18 protein-coding genes are annotated in these 13,919 nt (G+C 68.4%); 10 read left to right on the top strand and 8 right to left on the bottom strand.

Going from position 1 to position 13,919, the window contains the following annotated elements:
- Positions 1 to 22: 22 nt before the first annotated feature.
- From CFP71_RS24515 to CFP71_RS24510, 3 genes are all read right to left on the bottom strand, one after another.
- A complete protein-coding gene (locus tag CFP71_RS24515) occupies positions 23 to 733 on the bottom strand; it encodes a SagB/ThcOx family dehydrogenase (RefSeq protein WP_244199811.1) in 711 nt (236 codons plus the stop codon).
- 416 nt (positions 734 to 1,149) lie between these two features.
- Positions 1,150 to 1,272: a hypothetical protein gene (locus CFP71_RS45400; protein ID WP_279629237.1), complete on the bottom strand. Its 123-nt coding sequence runs from the start codon at positions 1,270 to 1,272 to the stop codon at positions 1,150 to 1,152.
- Positions 1,273 to 1,353: 81 nt separating this feature from the next.
- Positions 1,354 to 4,284, bottom strand: coding sequence for an AfsR/SARP family transcriptional regulator (locus CFP71_RS24510; RefSeq protein WP_093936286.1), 2,931 nt, complete (start codon positions 4,282 to 4,284; stop codon positions 1,354 to 1,356).
- A 432-nt stretch (positions 4,285 to 4,716) separates the two neighbouring features.
- On the opposite strand from CFP71_RS24510, the gene CFP71_RS24505 reads away from it, so the two are divergent.
- Together CFP71_RS24505 and ku are read left to right on the top strand one after the other, a co-directional pair.
- Positions 4,717 to 4,995, top strand: a complete 279-nt coding sequence (locus CFP71_RS24505) for a YggT family protein (RefSeq protein WP_093936285.1) — start codon at positions 4,717 to 4,719, stop codon at positions 4,993 to 4,995.
- Between the two features lie 57 nt (positions 4,996 to 5,052).
- Positions 5,053 to 5,997: a non-homologous end joining protein Ku gene (ku, locus tag CFP71_RS24500; RefSeq protein ID WP_093936284.1), complete on the top strand. Its 945-nt coding sequence runs from the start codon at positions 5,053 to 5,055 to the stop codon at positions 5,995 to 5,997.
- Here ku and CFP71_RS24495 read toward each other — a convergent pair.
- Together CFP71_RS24495 and CFP71_RS24490 are read right to left on the bottom strand one after the other, a co-directional pair.
- Positions 5,984 to 6,613, bottom strand: a complete 630-nt coding sequence (locus tag CFP71_RS24495) for a B3/B4 domain-containing protein (RefSeq protein WP_093936283.1) — start codon at positions 6,611 to 6,613, stop codon at positions 5,984 to 5,986. The two genes, ku and CFP71_RS24495, sit on opposite strands and share 14 nt — an antisense overlap.
- An 11-nt stretch (positions 6,614 to 6,624) precedes the next feature.
- Positions 6,625 to 7,236 (bottom strand): LysE family translocator, encoded by a 612-nt coding sequence (locus tag CFP71_RS24490; protein ID WP_093936334.1) that lies wholly within the window; start codon positions 7,234 to 7,236, stop codon positions 6,625 to 6,627.
- A gap of 149 nt (positions 7,237 to 7,385) precedes the next feature.
- On the opposite strand from CFP71_RS24490, the gene CFP71_RS24485 reads away from it, so the two are divergent.
- The 4 genes from CFP71_RS24485 to CFP71_RS24470 all read left to right on the top strand — a co-directional run bounded on the left by CFP71_RS24485 (position 7,386) and on the right by CFP71_RS24470 (position 9,540).
- On the top strand, positions 7,386 to 7,886 hold the full coding sequence (locus CFP71_RS24485) for a histidine kinase (protein WP_093936333.1): 501 nt from the start codon (positions 7,386 to 7,388) through the stop codon (positions 7,884 to 7,886).
- A gap of 21 nt (positions 7,887 to 7,907) precedes the next feature.
- Positions 7,908 to 8,792 carry an alpha/beta fold hydrolase gene (locus tag CFP71_RS24480; protein WP_093936282.1) on the top strand — a complete coding sequence of 295 codons (885 nt, stop codon included), beginning with the start codon at positions 7,908 to 7,910 and terminating at the stop codon, positions 8,790 to 8,792.
- A gap of 27 nt (positions 8,793 to 8,819) precedes the next feature.
- Positions 8,820 to 9,236: a VOC family protein gene (locus tag CFP71_RS24475; RefSeq protein ID WP_093936281.1), complete on the top strand. Its 417-nt coding sequence runs from the start codon at positions 8,820 to 8,822 to the stop codon at positions 9,234 to 9,236.
- Positions 9,237 to 9,333: 97 nt separating this feature from the next.
- Positions 9,334 to 9,540 carry a CsbD family protein gene (locus tag CFP71_RS24470; protein ID WP_005155015.1) on the top strand — a complete coding sequence of 69 codons (207 nt, stop codon included), beginning with the start codon at positions 9,334 to 9,336 and terminating at the stop codon, positions 9,538 to 9,540.
- Between the two features lie 48 nt (positions 9,541 to 9,588).
- Here the strand turns inward: CFP71_RS24470 and CFP71_RS24465 are convergent, their stop codons facing one another.
- Positions 9,589 to 10,701 (bottom strand): cytochrome P450 family protein, encoded by a 1,113-nt coding sequence (locus CFP71_RS24465; protein WP_093936280.1) that lies wholly within the window; start codon positions 10,699 to 10,701, stop codon positions 9,589 to 9,591.
- An 86-nt stretch (positions 10,702 to 10,787) separates the two neighbouring features.
- Here CFP71_RS24465 and CFP71_RS24460 point away from each other — a divergent pair, with 86 nt between their 5' ends.
- From CFP71_RS24460 to CFP71_RS24450, 3 genes are all read left to right on the top strand, one after another.
- Entirely contained in the window at positions 10,788 to 11,255 is a 468-nt protein-coding gene (locus CFP71_RS24460; protein ID WP_093936279.1) for a MarR family winged helix-turn-helix transcriptional regulator, read from the top strand.
- Between the two features lie 124 nt (positions 11,256 to 11,379).
- Entirely contained in the window at positions 11,380 to 11,976 is a 597-nt protein-coding gene (gene sigK / locus CFP71_RS24455; protein WP_093936278.1) for an ECF RNA polymerase sigma factor SigK, read from the top strand.
- Positions 11,973 to 12,695 (top strand): anti-sigma factor, encoded by a 723-nt coding sequence (locus CFP71_RS24450; RefSeq protein ID WP_093936277.1) that lies wholly within the window; start codon positions 11,973 to 11,975, stop codon positions 12,693 to 12,695. The genes sigK and CFP71_RS24450 overlap by 4 nt, the downstream gene beginning before the upstream one ends.
- Here the strand turns inward: CFP71_RS24450 and CFP71_RS24445 are convergent.
- Together CFP71_RS24445 and CFP71_RS44275 are read right to left on the bottom strand one after the other, a co-directional pair.
- Positions 12,676 to 13,071, bottom strand: coding sequence for an STAS domain-containing protein (locus tag CFP71_RS24445; protein ID WP_167406259.1), 396 nt, complete (start codon positions 13,069 to 13,071; stop codon positions 12,676 to 12,678). The genes CFP71_RS24450 and CFP71_RS24445 overlap by 20 nt on opposite strands.
- Before the next feature lie 107 nt (positions 13,072 to 13,178).
- Complete coding sequence (locus tag CFP71_RS44275; RefSeq protein WP_167406258.1) at positions 13,179 to 13,334, bottom strand: hypothetical protein; 156 nt, start codon at positions 13,332 to 13,334, stop codon at positions 13,179 to 13,181.
- A 212-nt stretch (positions 13,335 to 13,546) separates the two neighbouring features.
- Here CFP71_RS44275 and CFP71_RS24440 point away from each other — a divergent pair, with 212 nt between their 5' ends.
- On the top strand, positions 13,547 to 13,915 hold the full coding sequence (locus CFP71_RS24440) for an HPF/RaiA family ribosome-associated protein (protein WP_093936332.1): 369 nt from the start codon (positions 13,547 to 13,549) through the stop codon (positions 13,913 to 13,915).
- The last annotated feature ends 4 nt before the right edge of the window (positions 13,916 to 13,919 follow it).

Raw genomic sequence — 13,919 nt, 5'->3', positions numbered from 1 at the left:
ACGACCACGAGCGCGTGGCTCATCACGGGCGAGTGCCGAGCACCGACATGCCGAGCACCAGTTCGTTGGCCGGATCGCAGCCGAGAAGGTCCTCGACCAGTTCGTCGCGCAGCGCCGCGGTGAACGTGACGTTCAGCCCGAGCGCCGTCGCCAGCAGGTAGACGGTCTGGCTCAGGTGTCCGACGTCCATCAGCAGCACCCGATAAGTCCGGCTCACCGGGTACTTCCACTGGTTCCGTTCGATGACGCTCGTGTAGATCAGCAGCGCGCCGGCGTTCCCGGTCCAGTGCTGATCGCCGGCGAGCGCGATCAGTTCGTCGTCGTCGATCTTGCCGTCCAGGGGCGTGAGTCCGTGCCGGAAGCCGTCGTAGTGGTAAATCCCCCGATCCAGGCCTTCGACGTTCCTCGCGTAGACGTACACCTCTGTCGGATGCCTCGCCCCGCCCGACGGGCTCGTCTTGAAGACGTTCCCGGTGGTGGGGATGTCGTGATGCGTTTCCGGCCTCGTCGGCCGGGCCACCGTGAGAAGCGTGCTCAAATCGCGCAACCGCAGGGGTTCTTCGCCGAACTCGCGGACACTTCTGCGCTTGTTCAGCGCGTCGCCGAGCCCGATCGCGTTCAGCGGCTCCGGTGACGGTTCGGGCAGTGCTATCGAGTCGTACTCGCCCGAAGGCCTCACCGGAGAAGGCGGAGGGCTGGCCTTCGCCTTCTCCAGCAAGGTTTTAGCGGTCATTTCGCTGGTCGTGAACTCGGTCTCACGCAAGGATCGGGTGCCGAAGTGAAACGCCCGCGCGGACGTTCCCCAAGGACCCCAATCCCGAAGGATCTCTTCTTCCCGATGGTGCCGGGAAGAATCTTTGACCACCAGCACGTCGTACCGGATCATCGCTCGCGCGATACGGACGAGTCTTTCCCCAGTCTCGGGATTTTCGTCCGCTTCACGGATCGATTCCGGTTCTCGCCAAGAACTGAACCATCGCAGGACACGTTCGGTTCCTTCGGCGAGTTTGAGCTGGCGATGTCCGAGGTGATCGTCCCAGACGACGTCACCCTCGGACCAATAGAGCGTTCCGCAAGAGGAAACCCTTACCAGCATGGAAAGTCTTGCGCCCCAGTCCCCAGTAATACTTTCCGAATACGTCAGGTCGTTCAGTGTCGCGAACGGAAAGGAGGCCCGCCGTTCGGCGGCGGCTCGAACCCGCCCCAGGTGCTCTGCGCCTTGTACTCCGCTTCAAGCTCGTACAAGAACTCGTCGTCGTCATCATCGTGCATGTCGCCGATCCTCTCCGTGAGCGGTTACTCCGGTCAAGCGAATATACCTACGCCATCAGAGTACCGGAGCGAAACGGAGAATTACGCCGAGTAATCGTTCAGGTGCTGTTTGAGTTCGCGAACGTCAGGCGACTCCGAGATGCCGAGATCGGTGTATAAGCGCAAGGCGAACCGGCGATGACGTTCTGCATTCACATGCTCACCGAGAATGTCGAAAGCGGATGCCAACTCCTTGTGGGCGATGGGCAGCATGCTGCGATTACCGGTCGATTCGAGCACTTCCATCGCGGTCCTGAACTGGGTGACCGCGAGTTCGCCATCGCCGAGTGCACGCGAATTGATACCGAGAGCGAGAAGACATTCCGCTTCGAGATCGGGAGATTCGTTCTCGTGGGCCAGTCTCAGTGCTTGGTCGAGTTCCGCGGCGGCTTCCGCATTGCGCTGGTTCTCGGTGTGGATCAGCCCGATCCGGTGCCTTGCGCGGGCTTCGATGAGCACGCTGCCGTGGGCATGGGCGGTCTCGCGGACCCAGCCGAGGTGTTCGATCGCCTGGTCGGACTCGCCTTTGAGCCAGTGGGTGACACCCGAATTGCCCCTGGCCCGGCATTGCATCCGTACGTCGCCGGTGGTCGAGGCCAGCTCGAACACCTCGTTGAACAGCCGGTTCGCCTCGGTGAACTCGTTGAGCCGCCACAGGGTCAGCGCGTACATGTGCAGGGCCTGGTACTCGAGGACCACGTTCCCCGTGACCCGCGCGGCGGACAGGGCGAGAGTCTCCAGTTCTCTGGCTTGGCGGTAGTAGCCGCGGTTGTCGAAGTAGCGCCAGACCGCCGAGCAGAAGAGCACGAGGTCCGAGTAGCGCTGGTGGTTGTTCATCGCGACGGCCACCGGCAGGACGTTCTGCCATTGGGCGTCCATCCAGTGCGCGGCCTGGTCGTAGTCGGCGAAGGACTGCCCGAACTCGCTCTTCGGCACCTCGAGGCCGCCCGGTTCTTCCTCGGAGTCCGGGTCGATGAAGTCCATCGCGGCCGCGACGGTGCTGCGGTAGTAGTCGAACAGCCGCCGCATCATCGCTTCGCGCTGGTGTTCGGGCTCCTCGGCGAGCAGGAGTTCGCGACCGTAGCTGCGGAGGAGGTCGTGCATCTCGTACCGGTCCATCGTCGGCTGCCGCAGCAGGTTCACGTCGACGAGGCGTTCGGCCAGGCGGCGTGCCTCGCCGAGGTCCACTTCGGCCAGCGCCGCTGTCGAGTGGAGGTCGAACGCGGCACCGGGATGGTGGCTCAACCGGCGGAACACCAGGCGCTCGGTCTCGGACAAGTTCAGATAGGACACTCGGAAGGCGCCCGCGACGTCGCGTTCCCCCGCCGTGAGCTCGCCGAACCTGTTCCGCTCGTCGCGCAACTGCCGGGCGACGAAGTCGAGCGTCCAGGACGCCCGCGCCCGCAGCCTGCTCGCCGTGACGGCCAGCGCGAGCGGGAGATCGCCGCACAGGCTCGCGACCTGGTCGGCCGCGTCGGGGGATTCCCGCCTCAGCCGGGAGGTCCCGACGATCCGGCCGAGCAGGTCCACCGCGTCCGCCCGGCTGAACGGTTCCAGGGAGAGCAGTTCCGCGCCGTCGAGGTCCACGAGCCGGGTCCGGCTGGTGATCAGCACGCAGCAACTCGCCGAACCGGGCAGCAGCGGCCTCACCTGCGCCGCCCCGATGGCGTTGTCCAGCACCACGAGCACGCGTTTGCCGGCGAGGCAGCTGCGGAACAACGCAGCGCGCTGGCCGGTCCCGGCGGGGATGTCCGAACCCTGGATGCCGAGTGACCGCAGCAGCGCTTCGAGCGCGGCCCCGGGGTCGACGGGGTCACCGGCAGGCGAGAACCCCTCGAGGTTCACGAAAAGCTGGCCGTCGGGGAACAGCGGGGCGAGCCGGTGCGCGGAGTGGACCGCCAGCGCTGTCTTGCCGACACCGGGCATCCCGTCGATCGCGATCAGCCGGGGCCCGGTCGAGGAGTCGTCCTGGCCGATTTCGAGGACGGTCCGCAGCTCCGCGGCACGGCCGCCGAATGCCGGGAGGTCCGCGGGAAGCTGCGCGGGGCGAGGGAAGAGGGACTTCTGCGCGTCCGCGTCCTCGCGCCGCCCACCGGTGTCCATCCCGGCCCGGAGCCCGCCGACGCCGTACCGGACGAGGGCGTCATCCTGCATCAGCTCGGCGTCGGTGCGCAGGATCTGCTGGTGGAGCGCGCTCAGCTCGGCACTCGGGTCGACCCCCAGCTCGTCCGCGAGCGCGATCCTGGTCCGGTCGAACGTCCGGAGCGCGTCGGCACCGCGGCCAGCCCGGTAGAGCGCCAGCATGGTGAGGACCTGGAGGGTCTCGCGGGTGGGATGCCAGGCGGCCAGATCGAAGGCCTCCCGTGCGGCCGCCTCGGTCTCGCCGAGCCTGAGCCTGGCGCCGATCAGGAGTTCGGAGGCGGCGAGGCGTTCTTCGTCGAGTCTCCGCGCCGTCTGTTCGATGGCGTCGCCGTCGAGACCGTCGAAGGCCGGGCCGCGCCAGAGCGCGAGCGCGTCCGCGAGCTTGGCGGCGGCCTGGGAGATCAGCCCGGCCGCCAGGAGCTCGGCGCCCTGGTTGTAGTCCGCTTCGAAGCGGACCGAGTCGACCGAGGCGCTGCTCGTGACGACCCGGTAGGCCGAGCCGGTGGTGACCACGGCGGACCGGGCCACGCCGAGGTCGTGCCGCAGCCGCGCGATCGCGTTGCTGACCTGGCGGACAGCGGTCTTCGGCGGCCTGTCCGGCCACATCGTGCCGATCAGGTACGACACCGGGACCAGCCTGCCCGCGTTGATCAGCAGGGAGGCGAGGAGGCGCTGTTCACGCCGCCCGCCCAGCCGGACGGGTACGCCGTCGACCTCGGCTTCGAGCGGGCCGAGAACGGAAAAGCTGAGCTGGGATCGCTGGCCGGGATGTTTCGAATCGCCGGGGGTTCGGGCAGATTCCGCCGATTCGGGTAAACGTTCAGCGGTCATATGCGACTATGTCGTCCGAGACCGTGAGCGTGCTCACGCACTACCTCCAGTCCGTTCGCCAGCTGACCGGCACCCTAGCCCACCGCCTCGGCCTCCAGCCAGATCGGCGCGGGGTACGCCATGCGGCATTCGGCCTAACGGGCGGGCGCGCGCCTGCCTTCGAACCGGTCCGATTCTACGCCCGGCCGCCCCTGAACTGCGCGGATGCCCGGCGGTGACGAGCCGATGTAAATCCGATGCAGGGCCTTGGAAAGCTGAAGACATCAGCTGACGGGCACGGCGCGACGGGGCAGCGCGCCGAACCGTGTGTAGGGGCTCCGCGGCGGTTGGCCTTCGTACTGGGGGTGGCCAACCGCCCTGGTAGCCCCTTTTTCCGTCACAGGTTGCTCCCAGCAAAGCGCGGCACACTGGACCAAAGAGGAGTGTGCCGTCATGAGTGCTCTTGGCGATCTGCTGGGCGTCCTGCTCACCCTGTTCCTGATCGTGCTCGTCGTCCGGATGGTGCTGGACTGGGCCGTCAACCTCGCCACCAGGCTGCCTTCCTGGGCTTTCCGGGTGCGCGACCTCGCCCACCGGGTGACCGAACCGGTGCTGGCGCCGGTCCGCCGCGTGGTCCGGCCGGTGCGGGCCGGTGGGGTGGCGTTCGATCTCGCCTTCACGCTCGTGTTCCTCGCGGTGGTGCTCCTCCAGTCTCTCGCTTTCAGTCTCTGACCAGGTGTGATCCGCCGCTGTTGCGGGTACCAGGCGCGTGAGGAGAGGAGTGTGCCCATGCGTCCGGTCTGGAGCGGTTCGCTTTCACTCGGCCTGGTGACGGTGCCGGTCCGGCTGTACAGCGCGGTCGAGGACCACACGGTGCACTTCCGCCAGTTCCAGCGCGGCACCGAGGACCGCATCCGGTACCGGCGGGTGAACGAGCGCACCGGCAAGGAAGTCGACTTCGACGACATCGTCAAGGGTTACGAGCTCGACAGCGGCGAGTACGTCGTCGTCGAGCCCGGCGAACTCGACGAGATCGCGCCCGGCAGGTCGAAGTCGCTCGACATCGAGAGCTTCGTCGAGCTGGACGCCATCGACCCGGCGTTCTTCGACAAGACGTACTGGCTGGCGCCTGCGAAAGACGAGTTCGAGCGTCCGTACGCGCTGCTGCTCGAAGCGATGCGTTCGTCGGGCAAGGCCGGGATCGCGAAATTCGTCATGCGCGGCCGCGAGTACCTGGCGCTGGTCCGTTCGGGCGATGGCGTCATGGTGCTCAACACCCTGCATTTCGCCGCCGACCTGCGGGATCCCGCCGAGGAGCTGCCGGATCTGCCGGGCAAGGCCAAAGCACGCGGCAAGGAACTCGACATGGCCGTCAACCTGATCGACGCCATGAGTGACGACTGGCGGCCCGAGGAGTACCACGACACCTACACCGACCGGGTCCGGAAGCTGATCAAGGCCAAGAAGAAGGGCGAGACCATCACGCCCGCCACCGAGGTCGGCGAGCCGACGAAGATCGTCGACCTGTTCGAGGCGCTTTCGAAGAGCGTCGAGAGCGGGAAGACCAAGAAGAAGTCCGGGGCGAAGAAGCCTCCGCAGAAGAAGCCGTCAAAGAAGAACGACCTGTCCTCGTTGTCGAAGGCGGAGCTGGAGAAGCTCGCGCGGGAACGGGACATCAAGGGGCGTTCGAAGATGACGCGCGCCGGGCTGGAGAAAGCGCTCAAGGCCTCCTGAGTTCGCCCGCGATGGCCTCGATCAGCAGCCGGACGTCCTCTGCCGCCGTCGCGTGCAGCCCTTCGGAGACGATCAGCACGTCGGATGTCGTGGCGGAGACCGCGGAATGCCCGCTCTGCCGGTTCGTCCACCGCCGCGCGTGGGCTTGCCCGTCCTCGTCGGCGAAGATCACCTCGCCCGGGTTCGGATGCTCGACCGTGCCCGCGAAGGTCACGTACTTCTCGTCGCCGCGCGCGTGACGGACTTCCAGCGAACCGCTGATCTTCGCGACGTCGAGCACCGCGACAGGGATGGCGTAGGCGACCGAGACCGCGTTGCAGAGGTCGATCACCGGATGGATCCGGGGGAGCGAGCCTTCTTTCCGGAGGCGGCGCAGCAGCGATTCCGACGCGCAGCGGTACTGCGTGGGTTTCAGGCCCATCTTGGCGAACGCCCGGCGCCAGGCCTGGATCTCGGGGAACTCCGATTCCGGGCCGTCCGCGAGCCGTCGTGTCGCCCGCGCGATGAACTTCTCGATGTCCAGCGGCATTTCGGGGGAGATGCCGGCGGTCTCGAAGGTGCCGACGGCGAGGGTGGGGTGCTCGGCGCGGACGTCGGGGTGGTGCTGGAGTCGCATGGGAGCCCTGTCTACTGGGTGGTGAACGCGAGTTTGGCGCCGAGCGCTGCGAAGGAACCGGCGAAGACACGCCGAGTCCAGGCGAGTACGCGCGGCCGGGAAAGGACGTGGTGGCGCACGCCGGCGGCGAGGACGCCGTACACGCTGAACACCACGAAGGTCGCCAGCATGAACACTCCGCTGAGCAGCAGCATCCGCGGGACGGAGCCGGGCTCGCCCGCCGGGACGAACTGGGGCAGGAAAGCGAAGAAGAACAGCGTCAGCTTCGGGTTCAGGACGTTGATCAGCACACCGGAGGTGATCGTCCGCAGCGCCGAAGCCGGTTCGGGATCGCCCTCGACGACGATCGCTTCACGGTCCCTCAACGTCGCCCACGCCATGTAGAGCAGGTAGGCGACGCCGAGGTACTTGATGATTTCGAACGCCACCGCGCTCGCGTGCAGCAGTGCCGCGAGGCCGGTGACCGCGGCCACCATGTGGGGGACGATCCCGAGGGTGCAGGCGATCGCGGCGATGATGCTCGCGCGCCTGCCGCGGGCCAGCCCGGCGGAGAGGGTATAGACCACCCCGGTGCCGGGTGTGGCGACCACGATCAGCGTGGTTATCAGGAAGGCGATGCTCACGCCGCCCACTCTGCGCGCCGTTTGGCCCGATGGACAGGACCAAAGTCGATTCACTCCACTGGACCAAAGGCTTGATCGAGGCGGCCGGAGTCCGTCACCGGATGGAGTGGCATGATGCACGCTCGCACGTCGACGAGGAAGGCCTTGGTTTGAGCGCGCGCACTTCCCAGGTGGACGACCTCCGGCTGGTGGCACAACCGAACGCGGTGTTGTGCTCCGAGCTCTTCGTCCGTCTCATCTTGTCGGATTGGTCCTTGCGGCCGTTGCTCGATCAGGCGAAGACCGCCGCCGCCAGATTGGTGGGCACGCTGGTCGACGCGGCCGATCCGAAGGAGCCGCCGTTCCTGACGCTGAGATTGCGCCTCCGGTCGGACGTGCTGGTCATCGAGGTCGACCACGAGCTGGACGGACTCCCCGTGCCGACCCCCGCGCCGGGCGAGCGGACCGGGGTGGCGCCGAGCGCGACCGGCGGCGTGACCCTCTGGTGCGAGCTGCCGCTGCCCGGTGGCCTGTCCGCGGGGCAGGTCCGGCTGCCGCGGCGGGGCGATCGCCGCACCCTGGTGGACGAGCCGGTCTCCGGTGATCCCGTCGGCGCGGATCCCGAGGTCCTGGAACGGCTTCTGACCCGGCTGAGCGGCTGGTCCGGCTGACCTTCGTGAAAGGATCCGGTGATGGCCACGAAGCGCGTCACCACACCGATCCTGGAGATCGAGTACGAACACGCCGGTGAGGCGGGCGCGCCGCCGGTGATCCTGCTCCACGGGTTCCCGTACGACGTGCGGGCCTACGACGAGGTCGCCCCGGTCGTCGCTGCCGGTGGCGCCTCGGTGTACGTCCCGTATCTCCGCGGGTTCGGCGGGACGCGGTTCCTCGACGACGCCACGCCCCGGTCCGGGCAGCAGGCCGCGCTCGCACAGGATCTTCTCGACTTGATGGACGCGCTGGGGCTGGAGAAAGCCGTCGTCGCCGGATACGACTGGGGCGGCCGCGCGGCGTGCATCGCGGCCGCGCTCCGGCCCGAACGCGTGCGCGGGCTGGTCTCGGTGGACGGCTACAACGTCCAGAACCTCGCCTACGCCGGCGAACCCGCGCCACCCGAATGGGAACGCACCTACTGGTATCAGTATTACTTCCACTCCGAACGTGGCCGCCGTGGGCTGACGGAGAATCGTGAAGAGCTGTGCGCCCTGCTGTGGCGCACCTGGTCGCCGACCTGGGCGGGCGCCGACGCGGCGTTCCCGGCCAGCGCCCCCAGTCTCCACAACCCGGACTTCGTCGACGTCGTCATCCACTCGTACCGGCACCGCTTCGGCCTGGCGGAAGGGGATCCGCGGTATCAGGCGCTCGAAGACCTGATCGCGGAGGAACCGCCCATCACGGTGCCGACGGTCGTGCTCGAAAGCGGGGACGACGGCGTCGGCGGGCCCAGCGCCGAAGGAGACCGCGAATACTTCACCGGGTCGTACGACCATCGGGTTCTGTCGGGGGTCGGGCATAACGTTCCCCAGGAGGCCCCTGAAGCGTTCGCCGCGGCGGTGGCTTCGCTGCTTCGGTGAAGAGCCCTTCCGACGAAAGGACCGTCCGTGACCGACACCCCGCCCGCGCCCCCGGTACCACCGGGGACGTTCCTGCTCGAACTCGTCCCGGTGCCGGTCAGCGACATCGACCGGGCGAAGGAGTTCTACACCGAGCGGCTCGGGTTCCACGTCGACGTCGACGTCCGGCCCGCCGACGGGGTCCGGATCGTCCAGCTCACCCCGCCCGGTTCCGCCTGCTCGATCACCTTGGCCACCGGGATCGCGACGCTCGACATGCCGGTCGGGACCCTGCGCGGGCTTCATCTGGTGGTCGCGGACATCGAGGAGGCCAGGGCCGCGCTCATCGCGAGGGGCGCCGAAGTCGGGCCGGTCGAGGACTTGGGCGGCGTCTTCTACGCGGCTTTCAGCGATCCGGACGGCAACACCTGGACGCTCCAGCACATGCCCTGGCGCGTGGGGTGAGGGCGATCACCCGTCCGTGCGCGTGACGAATCCCGATCTTCGCTTGTCCTTCCTGTGTCGGCGCACGATCCGGGCGCCACGGACGGAGGAGGACCCGATGTCGTTGGGCGACAAGATCAGCAACAAGGCCGAAGAGCTCGGCGGTAAGGCCAAGGAGGCCGCCGGTGACGCCACCGGCAACGAGGAGCTGCGCGCGGAAGGCCAGACGGACCAGGCGAAGGCCGGTCTCAAGGGTGCCGTCGAGAACGTGAAGGACGCCGTCGGCGACGCGGCGGACAAGATCCGCGACACCTTCAAGAAGTAGCGGTCGTTCCGGGCCGGGGCAGCGGTTTTCCGTGCCCCGGCCCGTTCTTCAGCCGCGCAGGAGCACCGGCAGGCTGGTGAGCCTCGTGCCCTGGATGCCGCCGAGGAACGCCTGCCGGAGTCCGGCGTAAGGCACGGCGAGCCGGGCACCGGGGAAGTCCGTGCGCAGAACCGTCGCCACCGCCCGGAGTTCGAGCTGCGCGAGCTGGGCGCCGACGCAGAAGTGCGAGCCCGCGCCGAAGGCCAGATCCGGTCCGGGGCGACGGCCGGGATCGGTGTTGATGCCCTGGATGTCGACGAGCACGGGAGCCCGGGCGGGGAGCCTGGTACCGGCGAGGTCGAGCTCGACGGTGGTGAACCGCCAGAGCGTGAACGGCGCGGGCGGATGGTCCCGCAAGGTCTCGCGGACGAGGTCGTCCTCGGATGCCTTGTCCCCGTCGAGAAGCCGCGAGATCAGGAAGCCGATCGAGGCGTCGGTGGTCAGCTGCCCGGCGAAGATCAACGCGAACAGGTGATACCTCAGGTCGTCTTCGGTCGTCCCTGGTGGGACACGGTCGCGTAGTTCCGCCGCGAGCCCGTGCCGGTCCGGCGTCAGCCCCGCCGCCGCGAGGCCCGCGATCGCGCCGATGGCCTCGCCTTGCGCGCCCGGTTCCGGACTGGACATGCGGCGGCAGGCGTCCACGGCGGCGTCGAGCAGGTCGAGCGGGATGCCGAGCAGATCGAGCAGGACCAGCAGCGGGAACCGGGTCGAAAACCCGTCCATCAGGTCGACGGGTTCCTCGCCCAGGCCGGCGAGCAGTTCGTGGGCGATCTCGTGGATCCGGCCGGACTGCGCCTGAATCCGTTTGGCGCTCAGCAGCGGGGCGTGCGCGCGCCTCAGTCTCGCGTGGCCGGGGCCGTCCAGCGTGGTCAAGGACGGTTGTTCCGCCGCGGTCTGTTCGAGCCCGGCGCGGTCCCAGTCTTCCGGGGCCAGCGCGGGGTCTTTGGCGATGCGGGGGTCGGAGAGGACTTCGCGGGCCAGCTCCTCCTCGGTCACGATCCACGCGCTTCCGCCCGCCGGGGCGGCCACTTCTACGAGAGGGCCGGCGGCCCGCAGCGCCGGGCGGACAGGGTCGGGCTCGGTGATGCCGCGGGTCGTCGCGGCGAAGGGATCGGGGAGCACAACAACTCCTTCACTGTGAAGTATCTTCATCATGAAGGTATATTTCCGGCCGGTAGGTTGTCAAAGCACGGATCCGAGGAGGGGTGATGGAGGACGATGTCGCGGCGCGGAGCGCGTCGCTGCTGGACGGCCTCCGCGGCTTCGGGGCGAACTACACCGAGTTCACCCGGCGTTTCGCGAACTGGCTCGGCCTGCACGCCACCGACGCCGCCGCACTCGTGGAGATCCTGTACGCCGAAGACACCGGCGCGCCGCTTTCCCCGGCCCGGCTCGGCGAACGCGTCGCGCTGACCTCCGGCGCGACCACGAACCTGCTGAACCGGCTGGAGAGCCTCGGTTACGTGGTGCGGACCCGGGAGAGTGCCGACCGGCGGAAGGTGACCCTGCGCAGCGGCCCCGACATCCAAGGGCCCGCGCGGGAGTTCTTCGGGCCGTTCAGCGCGGGGCTCACGGCGCTGGTCGCCGAGTACCCGGCGGAAGAGATCGAGCGGTTCGAGGCCTTTCTGCGTCATCTGAGGTCCACAATGGACAACGTGCTCGAAGATCAGGGGTAGGCCGCCCCGCCCCCGTTCGGGTGTTCCCGCCTTTCCGACCAGTCCGCGGCGCCCTCGGCGTCGAATCCCTCCCAGACGCCTCGGAACCGCGTAGCCGGGCGTCGGGTGAGGTGGAGGCAGCTTGATGGTCGAGGGTGTGCGGACGAGTCCGCGCGGAAGCGGCGGCGCCGGAACGGAGCCCGCCGAGGCGAGCCTGATGCAACGCGTCGCGGCCGGGGACGAGCAGGCGTTCGCCGACCTGTACGACGTCGTGGCGGGACCGGTGTGGGGCGTGGTGAACAGGGTCGTCCGCAACGGCACGTTCGCCGAGGAGGTGACCCAGGAAGTCCTGGTGGAGGTGTGGCGGACGGCGGCGCGGTTCAAACCGGGCAAGGGGAGCACGCTGGCGTGGGTGCTCACCATCGCGCACCGGCGGGCCGTGGACCGCGTGCGTTCGCATCAGGCCGCGCTCGACCGGGACGACCGTGCGGGCAGGCTCGACTTCCGGCGCCCGTTCGACGAGGTCGCCGAATCGACCATCACCAACCTGGAGCAGCAACGGGTGCGCCAGTGCCTGTCCGCGCTCACCGACCTGCAACGGGAATCGGTGGTACTGGCCTATTACAACGGTTACACCTATCCGGAGGTCGCGGAAGTGCTCAAGACCGCGCCCGGCACGGTGAAGACCCGCATCCGCGACGGCCTGATCCGGTTGCGTGACTGCTTGGGGGTGGGGCAATGACCGCGGAACTGCACATACTGACCGGGGCTTACGCCGTGAACGCCGTCCCGGAGGAGGAGGCCGAGGCGTTCAAGAGGCATCTGCGCGGCTGCCCCGCGTGCGCCCAGGAGGTCCGGGAGTTCCAGGAGACCGCGGCGCGCCTGGGGTCGGCGCTCGCCGCTGTTCCACCGCCGAGACTGCGGAACGCGACGCTCGCGCAGGTCGCCCGGACCCGCCAGTGGCCGCCTCTGGTCGCGGCCGTCCGCCGGCCCCGGGCGGCGAAGAAACCACCGATCCGGGTAGCGCTGTGGGGAGCCGCCGCGGCCGCCGCCGGGGCGCTGGTGTTCGGCCTGGTCACCACGAACACCGAGCCGGGGACCGACCCCGCGCAGCGGCAACTCGCCTCGGTGAACTCGGTGCTCACCGCGCCCGACGCCTCGACGGCCAAGGGCGCCGAACCCGGGACGGCCACGGTCGTGACCTCGCGGAGCCAGGGCAAGATCGTCGTGCTGGCCGGTGATCTCCCGCCACTGGCGCCCGGCAAGGCGTATCAGGTCTGGTTCATTGGGAAGAGCGGCGTGCATTCCGCCGGGATGCTGGCCGACGACGGTCCACATCGGACTCGACCGGTCCTCGCGGATCTGCCGGGCGGGATCGACCGCGTCGGCATCACCGCGGAACCCGCCGGCGGTTCGCCCGCTCCCACCGTCCCGGCGGTCGTCATGGTGAATCTCGCCTAGACGCCTCCGTCTCGCTCGGCATACCGGCCTCCTGAAACCATCTACGCGCGTCGGACGGCCGTCGATGGACGGCCAAACTGGTGTTGAGCCCTAACGTGCGCAAGGGCCGCAAGATCGCGTACGCGGTGGTGTGGATGGCGAAAGGCACCCCGTCACGGCGTGCGTCCGCCTGGGCGGTCAGCAACTCCCAGAGCGTGCTGGCCGACCCGAAGGTCATCGTGGTCGCGTCGACCAGGAGAGCGCGGGGACGGGCGGCGATCGCTGCGGCGAGACAGGCCCGCAGCGACGCCTTCCGTGTCGAGTCGAAATCGCCGCGCAGTACCACGATCAGCGCGTCGCCTTGCCAGACCGCCTCTTCGGAACCCTCGCGAGGCATCGGGATACGGGAGTAGTCGGACCACAATTCCGTGGTGTGCCTCGATCGGCGAGGCGACCTGGTAGGGCCCATGCCTGGTCTCCTCGGTTTCGACCCGGGGGATCGGCTCAGAACCAGTGCGCGCGGCCGCCGACCTTGCGCCCCGTGCCACCGAGGATCGCGAGAACGACACCCGCGACGGCGACCACGGCACCGATGGTGGTCAGCACGGAGATGCCGGTGATCAGGCCGATCACGAGGATGATGACTCCGAGCACGATCATGGTTGTTCTCTTTTCTCGCCACGGCCGGTACGAACCGGCCACCGAATGGGGATCGTGGCGTTCAATGCCCAGGCCTGCCCCGAATCAAACGCCGGGGCCGAAGGCTTCGTCCATGGCCGATGTCGCCTCGGGCTCTTCGGCGGATCGGGTTTGAGCCACCCTTTTCCGTGGTACTGAGGGAGATCATTGCCGTCTTCCCGCGGAGGGTGCTCGTGCAGATCCAAGTCAACACCGACCACAACGTCCACGGCGGCGAGGGACTGGCCACCTACGTGAAGACGGACCTGGAGAACAGCCTGTCCAGGTTCGGCGGATGGTTGACCAGGGTGGAGGTGCACCTCAGCGACGACGGGGGTGCCAAGCCCGAAGACAAGAAGTGCGTGATCGAAGCGCGCCCCGGAGGCAAACAGCCCGTCGCGGTCACCCATCACGCGGCGACCGTGGACGAGGCGTACGCCGGCGCGGCGCACAAAGTGAGGAGTCTCCTGGATTCCCAGTACTCCCGTGCCCATGATCACAAGGGAAGCCCGAGCATCCGCCACATGGCGGCCCCGGAGAACCCGGAGCAGGTCGCCGAGTAGGTGC

This window comes from Amycolatopsis thailandensis (assembly GCF_002234405.1).
Lineage (GTDB): Bacteria > Actinomycetota > Actinomycetes > Mycobacteriales > Pseudonocardiaceae > Amycolatopsis > Amycolatopsis thailandensis.
Note: the sequence above shows the minus strand (reverse complement) of the source record. Positions and strands in the feature narration are given on the sequence as shown.

Coding starts and splice junctions, on each gene's coding strand:
- CFP71_RS24515 (WP_244199811.1), bottom strand. CDS start 733: ATGACCGCTAAAACCTTGCTGGAGAAGGCGAAGGCCAGCCCTCCGCCT.
- CFP71_RS45400 (WP_279629237.1), bottom strand. CDS start 1,272: ATGCACGATGATGACGACGACGAGTTCTTGTACGAGCTTGAAGCGGAG.
- CFP71_RS24510 (WP_093936286.1), bottom strand. CDS start 4,284: ATGACCGCTGAACGTTTACCCGAATCGGCGGAATCTGCCCGAACCCCC.
- CFP71_RS24505 (WP_093936285.1), top strand. CDS start 4,717: ATGAGTGCTCTTGGCGATCTGCTGGGCGTCCTGCTCACCCTGTTCCTG.
- ku (WP_093936284.1), top strand. CDS start 5,053: ATGCGTCCGGTCTGGAGCGGTTCGCTTTCACTCGGCCTGGTGACGGTG.
- CFP71_RS24495 (WP_093936283.1), bottom strand. CDS start 6,613: ATGCGACTCCAGCACCACCCCGACGTCCGCGCCGAGCACCCCACCCTC.
- CFP71_RS24480 (WP_093936282.1), top strand. CDS start 7,908: ATGGCCACGAAGCGCGTCACCACACCGATCCTGGAGATCGAGTACGAA.
- CFP71_RS24470 (WP_005155015.1), top strand. CDS start 9,334: ATGTCGTTGGGCGACAAGATCAGCAACAAGGCCGAAGAGCTCGGCGGT.
- CFP71_RS24460 (WP_093936279.1), top strand. CDS start 10,788: ATGGAGGACGATGTCGCGGCGCGGAGCGCGTCGCTGCTGGACGGCCTC.
- sigK (WP_093936278.1), top strand. CDS start 11,380: ATGGTCGAGGGTGTGCGGACGAGTCCGCGCGGAAGCGGCGGCGCCGGA.
- CFP71_RS24450 (WP_093936277.1), top strand. CDS start 11,973: ATGACCGCGGAACTGCACATACTGACCGGGGCTTACGCCGTGAACGCC.
- CFP71_RS24445 (WP_167406259.1), bottom strand. CDS start 13,071: ATGCCTCGCGAGGGTTCCGAAGAGGCGGTCTGGCAAGGCGACGCGCTG.
- CFP71_RS44275 (WP_167406258.1), bottom strand. CDS start 13,334: ATGATCGTGCTCGGAGTCATCATCCTCGTGATCGGCCTGATCACCGGC.